Annotated in this window: 15 protein-coding genes and 1 pseudogene; 12 read left to right on the forward strand and 4 right to left on the reverse strand. The window is 60.4% G+C overall.

Annotation, left to right across the window (positions count from 1 at the left end):
- The 9 genes from U5A56_RS23040 to U5A56_RS23080 all read left to right on the forward strand — a co-directional run bounded on the left by U5A56_RS23040 (position 1) and on the right by U5A56_RS23080 (position 7155).
- Positions 1 to 474 carry a hypothetical protein gene (locus U5A56_RS23040; protein WP_257774562.1) on the forward strand — a complete coding sequence of 158 codons (474 nt, stop codon included), beginning with the start codon at positions 1 to 3 and terminating at the stop codon, positions 472 to 474.
- 2 nt (positions 475 to 476) lie between these two features.
- Positions 477 to 608 (forward strand): hypothetical protein, encoded by a 132-nt coding sequence (locus tag U5A56_RS23045; protein WP_257774561.1) that lies wholly within the window; start codon positions 477 to 479, stop codon positions 606 to 608.
- An 82-nt stretch (positions 609 to 690) separates the two neighbouring features.
- Entirely contained in the window at positions 691 to 1101 is a 411-nt protein-coding gene (locus tag U5A56_RS23050) for a hypothetical protein (protein WP_257774560.1), read from the forward strand.
- A gap of 75 nt (positions 1102 to 1176) precedes the next feature.
- The gene (locus tag U5A56_RS23055; RefSeq protein WP_257774559.1) at positions 1177 to 2694 is read left to right on the forward strand and encodes a hypothetical protein; all 1518 of its coding nucleotides are present in this window, start codon (positions 1177 to 1179) and stop codon (positions 2692 to 2694) included.
- Between the two features lie 49 nt (positions 2695 to 2743).
- A complete protein-coding gene (locus U5A56_RS23060; RefSeq protein ID WP_257774558.1) occupies positions 2744 to 3208 on the forward strand; it encodes a hypothetical protein in 465 nt (154 codons plus the stop codon).
- Positions 3209 to 3464: 256 nt separating this feature from the next.
- Entirely contained in the window at positions 3465 to 3716 is a 252-nt protein-coding gene (locus U5A56_RS23065) for a DUF3717 domain-containing protein (RefSeq protein WP_257774557.1), read from the forward strand.
- 118 nt (positions 3717 to 3834) lie between these two features.
- Positions 3835 to 4863 carry an ATP-binding protein gene (locus U5A56_RS23070; RefSeq protein ID WP_257774556.1) on the forward strand — a complete coding sequence of 343 codons (1029 nt, stop codon included), beginning with the start codon at positions 3835 to 3837 and terminating at the stop codon, positions 4861 to 4863.
- A 101-nt stretch (positions 4864 to 4964) separates the two neighbouring features.
- The gene (locus tag U5A56_RS23075; protein WP_257774555.1) at positions 4965 to 5891 is read left to right on the forward strand and encodes a hypothetical protein; all 927 of its coding nucleotides are present in this window, start codon (positions 4965 to 4967) and stop codon (positions 5889 to 5891) included.
- A gap of 7 nt (positions 5892 to 5898) precedes the next feature.
- Entirely contained in the window at positions 5899 to 7155 is a 1257-nt protein-coding gene (locus U5A56_RS23080; protein WP_257774554.1) for a DUF2201 family putative metallopeptidase, read from the forward strand.
- A 313-nt stretch (positions 7156 to 7468) separates the two neighbouring features.
- On the opposite strand, the gene U5A56_RS23085 is transcribed toward U5A56_RS23080, so the two are convergent.
- The gene (locus U5A56_RS23085) at positions 7469 to 8554 is read right to left on the reverse strand and encodes an NAD(P)/FAD-dependent oxidoreductase (RefSeq protein ID WP_257774553.1); all 1086 of its coding nucleotides are present in this window, start codon (positions 8552 to 8554) and stop codon (positions 7469 to 7471) included.
- A 563-nt stretch (positions 8555 to 9117) separates the two neighbouring features.
- On the opposite strand from U5A56_RS23085, the pseudogene U5A56_RS23090 reads away from it, so the two are divergent.
- A pseudogene (locus tag U5A56_RS23090) lies at positions 9118 to 9761 on the forward strand (succinate dehydrogenase iron-sulfur subunit).
- Between the two features lie 371 nt (positions 9762 to 10132).
- Here the strand turns inward: U5A56_RS23090 and U5A56_RS23095 are convergent.
- From U5A56_RS23095 to U5A56_RS23105, 3 genes are all read right to left on the reverse strand, one after another.
- Positions 10133 to 11128: a restriction endonuclease gene (locus U5A56_RS23095; RefSeq protein ID WP_257774552.1), complete on the reverse strand. Its 996-nt coding sequence runs from the start codon at positions 11126 to 11128 to the stop codon at positions 10133 to 10135.
- 61 nt (positions 11129 to 11189) lie between these two features.
- On the reverse strand, positions 11190 to 11876 hold the full coding sequence (locus U5A56_RS23100; protein ID WP_257774551.1) for a 4-fold beta flower protein: 687 nt from the start codon (positions 11874 to 11876) through the stop codon (positions 11190 to 11192).
- A 2-nt stretch (positions 11877 to 11878) separates the two neighbouring features.
- Positions 11879 to 12331: a hypothetical protein gene (locus U5A56_RS23105; RefSeq protein WP_257774550.1), complete on the reverse strand. Its 453-nt coding sequence runs from the start codon at positions 12329 to 12331 to the stop codon at positions 11879 to 11881.
- A gap of 486 nt (positions 12332 to 12817) precedes the next feature.
- Here U5A56_RS23105 and U5A56_RS23110 point away from each other — a divergent pair, with 486 nt between their 5' ends.
- On the forward strand, positions 12818 to 13948 hold the full coding sequence (locus U5A56_RS23110) for a CpaF family protein (protein ID WP_257774549.1): 1131 nt from the start codon (positions 12818 to 12820) through the stop codon (positions 13946 to 13948).
- Positions 13949 to 13964: 16 nt separating this feature from the next.
- Positions 13965 to 14381: a TrbC/VirB2 family protein gene (locus tag U5A56_RS23115; RefSeq protein WP_257774548.1), complete on the forward strand. Its 417-nt coding sequence runs from the start codon at positions 13965 to 13967 to the stop codon at positions 14379 to 14381.
- Positions 14382 to 14419: the final 38 nt, after the last annotated feature.

Raw genomic sequence — 14419 nt, forward strand, 5'->3', positions numbered from 1 at the left:
ATGGAAATCGTCGATCTCGTTGTCGAGTATCCGTCGGGTCTGTCGATTAGCGATCGTGCGACGTATGTCGCGGATCTGAAGATCGTGCACCCCTCGATGCGTCTTGCCATGATCCTACTGGAACTCGACGCCACGGAAGCGCCGCCTACCGCGTTCGCGGTGTTCGATGGCGGGGAGGTAGAACTGGAGGCCCAACTCGACGGTACGTTTCAGGTGACCGGCGAGGTGCCGGAGACCGTGCTCGTGGAGACCGGGTTTATCGCCACGCTGCTGGCACGCGCTTGGACCAAGGACCAGCGTCAGCAGTTTGGAAGGTTTGCCCACACGCTGTCGGCGGCATCGCTCGTTGGCGCGATAGGTTACTGGCACTCAACGGACGACTGGAATCTCCATGCGAGCCTGAGCGTCGCGTTTCTGATCGTTGCCTGTGTGATATTGTTTGTTCAAGGTATGAAGTCCATGAACGGAGAGTGACTATGGGTTTCGCAATTTTTGCATTGGCCATGGCGTTGATAGTGAGCGCCTATGGCAACTACATGAGCAATCGCGGTCTGAAAGCTGACCGTGCACGTCGCCACGCACGCTTGCATCGCGTTCCGCGCTACTGACTTAGGCCCGCTTGAGCGGGTCTTCAAAACCATCTAAGGCCGCCCCCACACCGGGGCGGCCTTTTGCTTTTTGGGAGTTCCGATGCACCAAGTACTGGATCTACCGGTCGTGCGGGTGAACAGTCCGTTCGACCCCGTGGGCAGGACCGTCGCTGCGGTTGTCGAGCAGATCGAATTGGCCCTGCGTAAGACTGAGATCGAGCCCGAATGGGTGTCGCTGGCCAACCATTTCGCAGATCCCAATGAAGCGGTCTACGGCCTCAAGCCAACGTCCAATTGGCCTGATGCCGGCGGGCGGCGGCGGCGCGTGAGTCTGTCGGTCGAGCGCGGCTCATCGGAAGGCTGGATCGTGCAGGTCGACTTCGTTAGCTTCCATGAAGCGGGCGAGGGCGGACACTGGACCAGCCAGCCGGTCATGCGCATCAAGACGCTGTCCCGCTCTCAGGCGTGGGCGGTCGCAGCGGTCGTGTCGCGCATGCTCGATATCGACTAAACCGAGTTTCTTTCCCTTCCCGATCTGGGGCGACTGCCCCGATGGGTGGTCGCCCCTTCTTCAAGGACACCATCCATGTACGCAATCCACATTCCGGGCGAGACCATCCTTGCCGACACGCTGGCCCAAGTCTTCCATATCTTCTTCCACGACGCGCGCATGAGCGCGTACGAGACACGCGATTTCTCGCTGACGAAATCGGGCGTCCCCCTGCCGATCCTGCGGTACAACGGGATTCTGACGGTCCGGCAGCAAGGCTCGGCCGAATCCATCTTCAATGCGATGTTCGAGGAGATTCGCGACCAGTGGTTCACAGCCGGTGGGGCCATGCGGCAGGTCTGGCAGGTCACCCGCAAGCAGTGGGAGGTCTTCAGGTTTGTCTTCAACCTCGGCATCAAGCCGGCCTGGATGCTGTCGGGCGAGCAACTCGAGGCCGAAGTCGAAGCCGCTCGCGCGATGGGCGTTAGATTTTCCCTGTCCGAAGTTTGTCGACGTGCATCCGACGATATGTTCGGCTTTGGCTCAGAGGGGCCGCGATCTATGTCTGGTACCGTCAACGGCCGGCACGAAGTTCACGTGGTTCAGGCGCTGTTGCTCGACAAGCCGATTCCCGACGCGGTGCTGGACCCATACCGCGCGGATCCGAAGCTGTTCGGTTTCGATCTGGAGTGGGCGGCGGCGGTGCTCAATGTACCGGTGCTGCGTAACGCGTTGCCGTACGACGTATTGCGCGCGGCGATTCGGATCATGCACGACGAGAAGCGAGTGATCGACGGCCAACTCGGTGCCGATCTGGTCGCGGCGTTGCGCGAGCTGTTGGCAACGGCAACGTCGGTGCAAGTCGACGACCGTCTCTACGAGGCGGGCGTCGTCGGCCGGCTGGCCCTTCCGGACACTTACCAGCAGCCAGTCGATCTCGGCACGCCGGTATCGCCCCTTGCCGAGCGGCTCAGGACCATCGTCGCGAAGAAGATCCTTGAGCGCGAGCTGAAAGCGATCGAAACGGATTTCGGAGATGGCAAGCTCTCGACGCGAAAGCGTGCATTGAAACTGGAAATCGCGACGTTGGGGCCGGGCCGGTACACGTTCCACTGGCCCAACGAGTTTGCGACAGCGGTTGAGTTGCGCGACATGCCCAAGCTATTGCAGGTGCTGGACCATCCGGATGGCCAGAACGAGTCGAGCAAGCAGGTGATTTGCGAGGCGTTCGGTGTGTCGCTTCGTGGGTTGAACTCGAAAGGCCGCCGGCGCGTGATTTTCGCGTGTTGCGGTTACGACGAGGCCGCTCAGGCGAAATGGGAAGCGGAGCGCGAAGTGAAGCGTGCTCATGACAAAGCACACGAAGCAGCGAATGACGCGAAGGAACGTGCGTCGCGGGTGCATTACCAATGCCCGGACCGGACGATCATCACCGGTGCCGAGCACGTGGAGCGAGCCGTAGCCGCGGGTTTCTCGGAAATTCGCAGCTACCGGCGCGGTGCGTCGACCCGTTACGCGATGGTGAATCCCACGTCCCGCGAAGCGCGCAACCTCCGTGCGAACGATGGAACGCTGCAGTACGCACGTTCGCTCCTGGAGCCGCTTGCGGCGTGACTACTTCCTGGCCGCCGAAAGGCGGCCAGGCGCACACGAGGTGTTGACCATGCGATTTGATCGATCCGTGCGTTACGAGGATTACATCTGGACGCGTCGTAAGGAACTGGCGTTCCTGAATCGGCACAAGCGAGTCGCGCATAAGCTGGAGCGCGACTATCCACTGTTCGCCGACCAACTCGCGCCTGCGGCCGAGACGGACATCGATGCCGAGAAGGCGTTGCGCATCGACAGGGCCCGGAAGAGCGAGCAAAGAATGCGCGACCTCGACGCAAGTCAATGGCGCGCAGGTCGTGCGTCGTACTTCGCGTGCGATCGGGAGACGCGCGTACGGATCATGGCGGAGTGGCGAGCGTGGACGGGGCCGGCGAAGCCTCTGTACTTTATCTACGTCGTCGAGAAGCACAATGGGGTTGGCGACGAGCGCACGCGCAGAATGCGTGCACGCGACGCCGAACTCCGCGAGCAGCTTCTGCCGATGTCAGATGCCCAAGGCGACCTGCTTCGCACATGAGCGGTCTTCCGTCAGTCGATATTGAACAACCGGCGCCTCGTGCGCCGGTTTTTTTTCGTCCATTCGCGGCGTGGCAGATCCAAAGCCGCTCGCTTTTCCCGACCTTTCCGGCCGGCGTGTGGCGCCGGGACGCCTACACTGGCTTTACTTACCGCGTCATCGACGCATCGAACCCGCCGCGAAGCGGCCTTTTCCTGCCCCAGGGGATCACGTCCCGCAGGGCGTTGTTCACGGGGCGACACTTTCTAGGTCACCCATGAAACTACTCGACGTATCGACCCGCCTACCACCGGACGTCGTCTCGATCGCTGAGATCGAAGGCGCGATTAACGTCTGGCGCAATCGCTCGTCGGCGCCGAACGGCCCCGACGAGCTGCTCGTACTTTGCCCGGAAGCCCGCGTGCTCGCGGACGTCTACGGCGTGATGATCGTGACGCGCGCGAAAAGCGTGCCGCGGTCATCGTTGACGGAAAAACAGGCCGCCGCGCTCGCGCGCGCGCACGCCTAAGCATCAAACAGCGTCTTCGGACGCATCGACACGCCGTATCACGGCATCTCCAATTGCCCCGCAGGGTCACGTCCCTGCCGGGCGCGATTCCGTGGGGCTTTCTTTTTCAAGGAACCCCATGAAACTCTCCCCCGCGCAGCTCACCGAGCTGCTCAGCATCTACATTCCGAAGCGCTTCCCGGTGCTGATTAGTGGCCGACCTGGCATCGGCAAATCCGACATCGTTGAAGCTGCTGCGGCCGCGACCGACCACGATCTGCTCATCAGCCATCCGGTGGTCGAAGACCCGACGGACTCGAAGGGCCTGCCGTTCCCATCCTCCGATGGCGAACGTGCGCGCTTCCTACCGTTCGGCGATCTCGAGCGCGCTTTGAGCGCGCGCCGGCCGCTGCTCTGGTTTCTCGACGATCTTGGCCAGGCGTCGCCGGCCGTGCAGGCCGCCAAGATGCAATTGCTGCTTGCCCGTCGCATCGGCGAGCACAAGCTGCCAGAACACGTCACGTTCGTGGCCGCTACCAACCGGCGCGGCGATAACGCCGGTGTGGCCGGGATTCTCGATCCGGTGATCTCGCGCTTCGCCGCGGTGGTCGAGCTGGAGCCGACGATCAACGACTGGACGCGGTGGGCGGTTGCGCACAACGTGCCGCCGGAGCTGATCGCATTTCTCCGGTTCCGGCCCGATCTGCTGTCGGTTGTTAAGACGAGCCGGGACATCGAGGCATCGCCGAGCCCGCGCAGCTGGGGCTTCGTTGCCAAGGTGTTCCCGTGCGTTCCCGCGCACTTGCTGACCCATGCGGTTAGTGGCGCGGTGGGCGAGGGTGCGGCGACCGAGTTCATCAGCTTCCTCTCGATTTACAGGACGCTGCCGTCGGTCGACGCGATTCTGATGAACCCCGATCTCGGGCCGATTCCGGGCGAGCCGAGCGTGCTGTATGCGCTGACGACGGCGCTTGCCTGCCAGGCCGGCGAAGGCAACGTCGAGCGCGTCCTGAGGTACGCGGATCGCCTCGTCGACGCCGGCCACCGCGAATTCACGGCGGTCCTGGTTCGCGACGCGACCGTGCGCAAGCCGGAGCTGCAGAGCCATCCTGCCTTCGTCCGCGCGCAAGGCGGGGAGATCGGCAAGATCATCCGCGGCGAAGACTGATCGCCACCTTCCTTCCATCGCAGTGCCTGTTGCCACGGCCCGCTCGCGCGCCGTGGCCTTTTTTTCGCCTCATCCATTCACTTTCTATCTGGAGTCATTCCATGAACATCACCGATCTGAAGTCCAAGGTCATGCTGTCGTCCGTCACGATTTCCACGTGGGTCGCCCGTCGCTACGACGGCAAGGTCACCGAGGAGGTCGAGAAGAACCACCACGCGCGCGGTATTGGCCGATTCAACAAGCGGCTGCTGCCCGAGCACGCGCCGAGCTATGCCGAGGTGGTATCGATCGGCAACCGGATCCGTTCCTACTACTACGGCCGGACGCTGAAGTACGACCAACTGGGCGTGCGCCTGCTGCCGACCATGATCTACATGGATGTGGCCGAGCGCATGCGCGCGATGAAGGACGAGTTCGATCTCGCAGTGTCCGTGTTCCTGACGAACTACCTGGATCTGAAGGAACAGGCGCGCGCCGAGATGAACGGCCTGTACAACGAGGCCGACTATCCGTCGCTGGCCGAGCTGTCCGGCAAATTCGGCATCAAGCTGTCGGTGCTGCCATTCCCGGACGCGAGCCAGTTCGGCGTCGATCTGCCGAACGATGTGCTGACGAACCTGCGTACCGAGATCGACCAGCACGTATTCGAGTCGATCAAGACGGCGAACAACGATCTGGTCGGCCGGCTGTACGAGGCCGTGTCGACGATGGCGAACCGTCTGTACGCATCCAGCAACGTTCGGATGGACGTCGCCAACCATGTCCGTGAGCTCTGCGAGCTGTTGCCGAAGCTGAATTTCAGCAACGATCCGAAGCTGGCGCACATTCTCGAGCAGGCCAAGACGCATCTGGCCACACACACCGGCGCGGAACTGAAGGAATCCAACGTGCTGCGTTCGCAAGTCGCTGCCAAGGCGACCGAGATCGAAGGGTTGATGGCGGCCTTCATGGGAGGCGCACCGGCGCCGATCGCGGATCAGGTGACCGATCAGGCGATCCAGCTTCCGCCGCTGCGCTTTGCCGCATGAGGTCGCCATGGACGCGCGACTTTATGAACGCATCGCGAAGCAGCGCACGGCGCTTGTCCTCGACCACCCGTTCATCGGGGCGTTGGCGCTTCGGCTCAAGGTTGTCGAGGATCCGGGCTGCAAAACGTTCTGGACGGACAGCGAATCGCTGGGCTACAACCCGGTGTATGCGGCCGGCCTGAACGACCTGCAGGTTCGCGGCGTGCTTGCCCACGAGGTGTGGCACGTCGCGAACGGGCATTGTTGGCGTCAGGGCTACCGCGAGCACGAGGGTTGGAACGAGGCATGCGATTACGCCGTGAATCCGATCGTGCTCGATGCCGGGCTGCAGTTGCCGCCTGGTGGACTCGTCGACCCGCGCTTCAAGGGACGGTCGGCCGAGGAAATCTACGGTGTGCGGCAGAACGAGGCGCGGCAGAAGGCCCGGCAAGGCGCAGGGAAGCAAGGCGACGGGCAATCGGGTAAGGCAGACGGGAATCAGCCGTCGGCCGATCCCGGCGGCTCTCGTCTGCCTCAACCCGCGAACGGTGCAAACCCACCGTCCGCGGGCGCTGCGCCTGATGCTCAACCCGATGCAGGTCCTTCGTGCGGCGAGGTCCGCCAGTATGCGGGGCCCGACAAGGCGGCGAAGGAAGCCGAGTGGACGGTCGCGGTCCTGCAGGCGGCGAAAGCTGCCCGGGCCGCTGGCAGGCTCGGCGGCGGGCTGCAAGCCGCCGTCGAGCAAGCCGTTGCACCGGTGGTCGATTGGCGCTCGCTCCTGCACCGGTTTGCGCAGGAAGCCGCACCGACCGACTACACGTGGGCGCAGCCGAATCGCCGCTACCTTCACGCCGGGTTGTATCTGCCGTCGTTGAATGAGCCGGCGGTAGGCGACGCGGTGTTCGTGCGCGACGCCAGCGGGTCGGTGTGGGACGCGACGCAGGCGCAGTTTGCCGCCGAGATCGAGTCCATGTTCGATGCGGTTCGGCCTCGACGTCTGGTTGTCATGGACTGCGACACGCGCGTCACGCAGGTGCAGGTGTTCGAGAGAGGCGAACCGGTCGACCTGGCTCCGTTGAAAGGCGGCGGGGGTACGTCGTTTGTCGACCCCTTCCGTCGCATTTTGGCGGAGGGAATCGATCCCGCGTTTCTCGTCTACCTGACCGATATGGACGGCGCGTTTCCGAAGGAAGCGCCGTCCTATCCGGTGCTTTGGGCGTCGACCACGCCGCTCAAGCGCGCGAGGCGCGCGCCGTTCGGTGAGATGGTCGAGGTCATCTGCTGACTGCGCGATCGCGCTTTCATTCTGTAGCCCGCCCGGTCCCTGTGACCGGGCGTTTTTTTGATTCCTCGTGGATTTCCGTTGACGTCGCTTGCCGACCCATTTCAGCCCCTCGACCCGGCGAAACCTCAACGGCAGCTTCCAAGGTACTCCGGCCTCTCGCTCAACCAAGCAAAACATCCGCGGCGGCTGGGCACCGTTGTTGTCATTCGAGGCCTATTGCGTCCTGCTTTGGACGAGTGACGACACGTTTAACACCGCCGACACGATGCTTGATTCGTCGCCTTCCCCGTCGCGCCTAGGTCGATCCATGTCTCTAAAGCGCGGTGAAATCCCGGGCGCCCCGCGAGGGATGAACGGCGGCCACACGCTCGGCGAGCTTTGCATCGTAGCTCGAGTGCACATGCACACGCTTCTTGTCGGGAAACGCATAGACGTATGCTTTGCGCAGCGCGAGCGATGCCTCATGAAACCCGGATAGGATCAACTTCTGCTTGTTCGGGTAGCTGGCGATGTCGCCTGCCGCGAAGATGCCTGGCCGTGAGCTTTCGTAGTACGACGTATCAACGACGATCCGTCCGGCCTGTACGGCGATCCCCCAGTTGGCGATCGGACCGAGATCCGCAACAAGTCCGTAGAGCACGAGCAATTGATCTGCGTCGAGGCACACCGAGCCACCAATCTTGCGAACCTCGATCGATTCGAGTGTCCCCCCGGGCGCATTCAGCCCAGCAATCGTGCCAACCACGAAATCCATCTCGCCCGCCGCGACCGCCTGCTGTAACCGAGCGATGCTCGAGTCCGTCGCGCTGAAGCCGTTCCGTCGATGAACGAGCGTGACGCGCCGCGCGACCGAGCGCAGCGCCAGCGCCCAGTCGAGCGCCGAGTCGCCACCGCCCGCGACCACGACGGTTTTTCCGGCAAAGCCGTTCACGTCGGAAACGCTGTAATGGATATACCGGCCTTCAAGGAGCGCCGCCTCATCGAGTGCCAGCCGTTGCGGCACAAACTCTCCGTTGCCTGCAGCAATCAAGATCGCCGCGGTGTCAAACGCATACCCTTTGTCGGTGCGAGCAAGCCATCGACCGCCCTCGAGCGGATCCAGCGTCTCAATACGCTGACCGAGATGCATCGGAGGATCGAAGGGCCGGCATTGCTCGACGAGGCGATCGACAAGATCGCGTGCAGTGCACGATGGTATGCCGGGGATATCGTAGATCGGCTTGTCCGGATATAATGCGATGCACTGGCCACCGGGGCGCTCGATCCCGTCAACGATCCGGCACGAGAGGCCGATCACGCCTGCCTCGAACGCAGCGAAAAGGCCCACGGGACCTGCACCGACAATCAGCACGTCGGTTCTTAAAGGACTCGCAAGCGAGGAATTTTCCGGTGATGTCACGTGTCCTCCTCGTGAATGTCATGCGGGCCGCACCATTACGCCTGCTTTTTCCATATCGAGCCGGTACAAACTCGCAACGCCATTACCGCACTCGTCGACTACTCAAAGATTCAAGGAGCACGGCCCAGCCGGCTCCAAGCCATCATCGCAAGTATCTATTTATATCATGGCGTGATATATATGAGTATGTCGACGTGGAGCAAATCCCTCCGATTTCCTCTCGATACAGCGAGAGCGAGTGATCTATGACGCGATGTGACTGCCGCAGCACCTCCGGCGAAATAGATCCGACCCGTTTTCCACATTGCGCCCAATTTTTCGCAGAACGGCCATGGTTGCTAGTGTTGGGGCGCCCGACCAAGACGAACAATGAATGGGGCGCGCGGGTGACCGGATGCTCCGTCTGGAATGCCGTCGGTCTTCAATCGACAGGAACGAAGTGACGGGGAGATAGCGAGCGCGCGCCGGATACGCGATCCGTTCCACAAAGGAGGAACATCGTGAGTGAAACAAGGACGTTTGAAATATTCCGCTACGATCCAGACCGGGATCCCAAGCCGTACATGCAAACTACGAGATCGAGGTGCCCTCTACTGACAGGATGTTGCTGGATGTCCTTGTCCGGCTCAAGGCACGGGACGAGGCGCTCAGCTTTCGGCGTTCGTGCCGTGAAGGCGTGTGCGGCTCGGATGCAATGAACATCAACCGCAAGAACGGGCTCGCCTGCATCGCCAACCTCAACGACCTTCCCCGCCACACGGTCCTGCGTCCGCTGCCCGGGTTGCCGGTCGTTCGCGACCTGATCGTGGACATGACCGCGTCCTTCAAGCAATACCACTCGATCAAGCCCTACCTGATCAACGACACGCCCCCGCCGGAGAGGGAAAGGCGCCAGACGCCCGAGGAACGCGATCAGCTGGACGGTCTGTACGAGTGCATCTTGTGCGCGTGCTGTTCCAGCGCATGTCCCTCGTACTGGTGGAATCCCGATAAATATGTCGGTCCTGCCGGGCTCCTGCAGGCCTATCGCTTTCTGGTCGATTCCTGCGACGAGGGTACGGGTGAGCGGCTGGACAATCTTGACGATCCGTATCGCCTCTTCCGGTGTCGGACGATACTGAACTGTACGGACGTCTGCCCCAAAGGCCTGAATCCGGCCAAGGCGATCGGGGAGATCCGCACCATGCTCGCGCGCCGGACGATCTGAGTGACGCAACCTGACACTGGGATACTGTTATGGCAATGCCACGGGCGACACCGGGGGAATTGATCGACGTTCGACCGCATTCCATCACGCTGTTGCGTTGACCGGTTGAATCCGCAGCCAGACTCGGCAAGCCACGGTCCCGGCGGCCCGTGACCGGCTCAACCCGACCCATTGCTGTCCTTCGCCATACGGTTGCGATTATGACCGACTTAGAGAGCGGAACAGCCATTGCGCCTTAGGGGACAGCGGGGCGCCACTTTGCCGCAATTGCCGTCAATTGCTTAGTGGCGTTTGCAGCCAGATCGAGCGCAGGCGACATAGGCCATTAGAATCTCGCCATATGAAACGTTTTCGGATGGCATTTGTCCATTTCATGCGGCGATCCCGGGGCTCGAAAGGAGTATATCGGTTAGATCCTCTGGCGGAGACCAAAGTCCAGACTTTGCCTTTATGTAGCTCTGGCAGAAAGCGACAATTTTTTCCTTGTCACCGAATTTCAGTTTCTGTTTTTCAATTGCCGTGAGTTGCTCGAACGCGTTTTCCGTAAATCCATAGGTGGATAGAAACAGACCACCGTCCTTCCTCTCCTTGACAATTACTTTTAAAAGCCTCTCGATTGCAGCTGATCCGAATCGTGTTGCTGACCGCCAATGCTTAATCTCGACGTAGTATTCTGCGCGTTTTCCGTTCACCGTACATGTCAAGATTACATCTTTCCCTCCATCCTTTGAGCCGGGCGTGAGCTCAACGCCGAAACCTAAACCATCGAAGACTTCTGCCACTACACGCTCGACGTCCCGCCACTCCAGATGCATCAAAGCAGCCGGTTGGCTCGCAATCAATCGAGCCAACTGACCGCTAAGGTCACGCATCATTACGCGCACTTCAGTTTCAACATCGACGTTATCATTTCGAAGTCGACTAACCCAGCTGCGCAGTCCTTCAATGTCGAGTAGCTCTATACGAAGTGGGAGCTCTCTACCCACCGCATTGCGAGCGGCCTCGGAGAATTCGCCGTTGCTAACAAGCACTACGCGATTGAGATCTTGTAACAGGGCAGCGCCGATCAAAGATTGAACATCGCTCATCGGCACACGACGCGAATTACGGTAGAGCTTCGCTTGAATCCCTACTGTTTCGACCGTCGTCAATGCGCCACTACCTGCGCACCGAGTTGCCTTGAAGTCAATTCCATTGTCTCCGGGGCCACCCGTATGTTCTAGATCGTAGCCTTCGTCTTGTAGTAGAGGCTCAAGAACGCGTCCCAAAATCAATTCTGCGTCGCGTGCATTTAGATTAGGGGCGCGGTGTAGCCGATCGATTGTCGCCTCCAAAACCTCGCATTCTTCTTTGCTGAATTTTCCCACTCCTCACCTCCAGTTCCAATCGTTTGAACGATGTTTTCTCCATCGATTCGATCGATAAGGCTCATGAGCCGCTTTTGAGCCATTCGACGAATTTCTCAGGGTCAATCCTGTTTTGAACAAACGTATTTGCTGTAAGCGTCCCCAGCACGCTCCCATTCTTGACGAATCGAGGAGCCTGTTGGGAAAACTCATTGTACGGTGACAAGGGACTGAACGGGTTACCATAGGTGCCGAACTGATTGAAGATTGATCTTGTCTCGAATTGACTTCCGTGAGGGCCAAACTCGTTGACCATGGACTCGCTGTCAAACGGATTGCGGTTCACCTTCCCTAGCGAGACACCATCAAAAGCAACCAGCGTTGAATCCAGAAGGTGGCTAAAGTCGCCCCTCGCAGATTCCAAGAATGCCTGCGATCGAGGTGGTGATTCCTCGCGGCGTTTTCGCTCAAAAACATCGTAAAAGGGCTGTGGAACCGCTGTCATGCGCAGTCGCTTGAACGGCTTGAACGGCTTCAAAGGCTTAAGTGGCCTCATCCTTCTCGGTAAGGCTGGGCGCGCTGGCGCCAAACGGTTCCTTACCACTCTGTCATCGTTCGTGATCACGCCCATATACTTGCCATGTGGGTCGATTACTTCATTGCCATCCACAATGAACCCCAGCCAATCGCTATTGGGACTCCACAGGTTTCCACCCTGGACAAACGCAACATAATCCCCTGAAGTATTGAAGATGTAGCGGGTGCTCATGCTCAATCCTCACGAACCGAGAAGTAAAGCCCGACGATCATCATGATGACCGCAGGCACGAACAGTCCAACTCCGTACATCTTGGGCGCGTCGCTAGTAAGTAAATTTATGCCAAAGCCCATGAAAACGTTGCTCAGGGTCAAGAGTGCTGCACCCATTCTAGCGTCCGACTTCTTCTGCTTGTAGCCGTCAACGTAAGTCGACAAAGTGTTCCGTTCGTTCTTCAGCGCGGTGTTCTCTTCCTGCATCTGCTTGTAGTAGTGCAGGAGCATTGTGATGGCAACTTTATTTCCCTTGATCTCGTCTACCGACAGACCCGCCAACTGATCGACAGACAAACCCAAAAAGGCAGGCGGCTGCCCGGTAGCAGCTGCCTGGGCAGCTGCACCTTGCATTGCTGCGCCTCCCTGCGGCGCGCTTCCCGTGCCAGCAGTGTTTGGATTCGAGCCATTCATATTGTCCGCTTCCTGGAAAAAGTCGTGCCGTCGTTATCAAAGGCCAGTGCTTGCGAGGCGACAGTATACGGCGCTTCCAATCCACTCCTACGTCTCACGAGTCGTGCCCGCGTGCTAGACGTCCGGCGAACGGGACAGGGTTAAACGTCCGATGTCTGCTGCGGAAAGGCCGCTCGAGTGTCAGCCGGCGTGCGCAGGCGCATGACAGCAAATGGCCGTACGCCGACGTTCCTCCCCGGTGTTTCCCCGGAAATCCGCGATGAACCGCCTTTTTGTCCGTTCGAACCGCGTAACAGGTCGGTGCTTGACGTTGTGGGCGAAAGCTATAGGTTTTTCTGGAGCTTTCTCGGTTAGCCCCCTCAACCGGTTGACGCGAACGCAGGCCTGAACAGTCGCAAACGCGGCCGTTTGGGGTGCGACGAAAGCTGCTGAATTTCGCCGTTCTTTCGGTCCGCCGGCGGCGCGCGCAGCTTGAACAATAGCTGCATGTCCGAAATTGCCCAGAATCCGCCAATCCCGAATCAGGCGCCAGTCGAACGTCCGGTGGCTGATGTGCCGGCGTCTCGCCCGAGCGCGCAGATCACTGCGGAAGAGTTGCTCAAGGTCCGTCCGCTCGAAGACAACGCGGTGAAGCTGTTCTTCGCGTCGCTCGACCAACTGACCGGTCCGCTTGAGGCGCCCGACGTTGCCGAAATCATGATCAACGATTACGACAACGTCTGGATCGAGCGGCGAGGTGAGATGCACAAGCTGGACCTGCGCTTCAATCCCGCGAAGCTGCAGGGCGCCATTCTGTCGCTCGCGTCGTCGGTCGAAAAGTCCGCGAAAGCTGGTACTGCGCAGGGGATCATCAACGGCGGCCACAAGAATCTCCGGATCGCCTCCGTGATGCGGCCGACCGCGATTGACGGGCATGCGCTTGCGATCCGGAAACATCGGGAATCCAACCTGTCGTTGTCGGACTACGTCGGCATGGGCGCGTTCTCGCTCGTTCACGCGCGCCGCGAGGTCGAGCGCGCGATCTTTCCGCCAGATGCGCATGACGAGGCCCTGGGAGAAGCATTCCGGGCGCTGGTTCGATCGCGAGCGAACGTTCTCGTTGCCGGCGGCACGTCGACCGGCAAGACGACGTTCCTGAACGCGCTGAATGCGGAGATTCCGCCAGAGGAGCGTGTCATCACGATCGAAGACACGATGGAACTCAAGCTGTCAGCGCCGAATCGTGTGCGGCTGCTGTCGAACCCCGACAAGGGCGTGACCACGCAGGTCCTCGTCGCCCTGTGTCTGCGCTTCCGGCCCGACCGAATCATCGTCGGTGAGGTTCGGGGGGGCGAAGCCTACGACTTTATTCAGGCACTGAGCACCGGCCACGACGGTGGCATGGGCTCGATCCACTCGAACGATGCGCGCGGCGCGCTGAGTCGTCTCGAGAGCCTGGCGATGCTCGGTATCCCCACGGGGAGCCGCTGGGAGCTTGCCGACATGCGCAAGGCCATCGCGGATTGCTTTCACTACGTCGTGCACCTGCGTCGCACGGGCGAGCTCCGCCACGTGTCGGAAGTGCTCGCCATCAAGGGTTTCAAAAACGGGGACTACGTCCTCGAGCGCGTTTTCTAACCATACGGGGTTACCTATGAAGAAGTTGTTCAATGCTTTTGCTCATTCGGCGCTCGCCAAAATTGTCGGCGCCTTCCTTCGGCCGGCGACCGCCAAAGTACGCAGCGCTGCGCAGTACCTGTTCGGTCGCGGCCAGATCCGCTCCACGTTGATCGCAGCTGCGATCGCGTTTGCCACGCCGGCGGCGCATGCAGTGGATCTGAGCGATCTCGGCAACGCGGCGTCGATGATCTGTCTGATTCAGGGTTATGTGAGCGGCCCGGTGCTGTTCTGTATCGGCATCGTGGTGATCATCATGGCCGCGATCATGATCGCGAACTCCGAGAGCAACATCGTCAAGTTTCTCGCGACCGTCTTCATCGGCCTCGGTGTCGCGGCGTGTGCGATTCCGATCGTGAAGAACCGCATGCACATCGACTACACCTGTGCGTAAGCCGAAAAAGGTCAGCCGTTCGCTGTCGCTGCCCCGCC

The sequence above is a fragment of the Burkholderia sp. BCC1998 genome, from assembly GCF_905339875.1.
In the GTDB taxonomy this organism is placed as follows: Bacteria; Pseudomonadota; Gammaproteobacteria; order Burkholderiales; family Burkholderiaceae; genus Burkholderia.

Bases quoted from the DNA above. Each gene is read 5' to 3' on its own strand.
- U5A56_RS23110 (WP_257774549.1), top strand. From the start codon at position 12,818: ATGTCCGAAATTGCCCAGAATCCGCCAATCCCGAATCAGGCGCCAGTC.
- U5A56_RS23080 (WP_257774554.1), top strand. From the start codon at position 5,899: ATGGACGCGCGACTTTATGAACGCATCGCGAAGCAGCGCACGGCGCTT.
- U5A56_RS23060 (WP_257774558.1), top strand. From the start codon at position 2,744: ATGCGATTTGATCGATCCGTGCGTTACGAGGATTACATCTGGACGCGT.
- U5A56_RS23040 (WP_257774562.1), top strand. From the start codon at position 1: ATGGAAATCGTCGATCTCGTTGTCGAGTATCCGTCGGGTCTGTCGATT.
- U5A56_RS23115 (WP_257774548.1), top strand. From the start codon at position 13,965: ATGAAGAAGTTGTTCAATGCTTTTGCTCATTCGGCGCTCGCCAAAATT.
- U5A56_RS23070 (WP_257774556.1), top strand. From the start codon at position 3,835: ATGAAACTCTCCCCCGCGCAGCTCACCGAGCTGCTCAGCATCTACATT.
- U5A56_RS23050 (WP_257774560.1), top strand. From the start codon at position 691: ATGCACCAAGTACTGGATCTACCGGTCGTGCGGGTGAACAGTCCGTTC.
- U5A56_RS23065 (WP_257774557.1), top strand. From the start codon at position 3,465: ATGAAACTACTCGACGTATCGACCCGCCTACCACCGGACGTCGTCTCG.
- U5A56_RS23055 (WP_257774559.1), top strand. From the start codon at position 1,177: ATGTACGCAATCCACATTCCGGGCGAGACCATCCTTGCCGACACGCTG.
- U5A56_RS23100 (WP_257774551.1), bottom strand. From the start codon at position 11,876: ATGAGCACCCGCTACATCTTCAATACTTCAGGGGATTATGTTGCGTTT.
- U5A56_RS23105 (WP_257774550.1), bottom strand. From the start codon at position 12,331: ATGAATGGCTCGAATCCAAACACTGCTGGCACGGGAAGCGCGCCGCAG.
- U5A56_RS23075 (WP_257774555.1), top strand. From the start codon at position 4,965: ATGAACATCACCGATCTGAAGTCCAAGGTCATGCTGTCGTCCGTCACG.
- U5A56_RS23045 (WP_257774561.1), top strand. From the start codon at position 477: ATGGGTTTCGCAATTTTTGCATTGGCCATGGCGTTGATAGTGAGCGCC.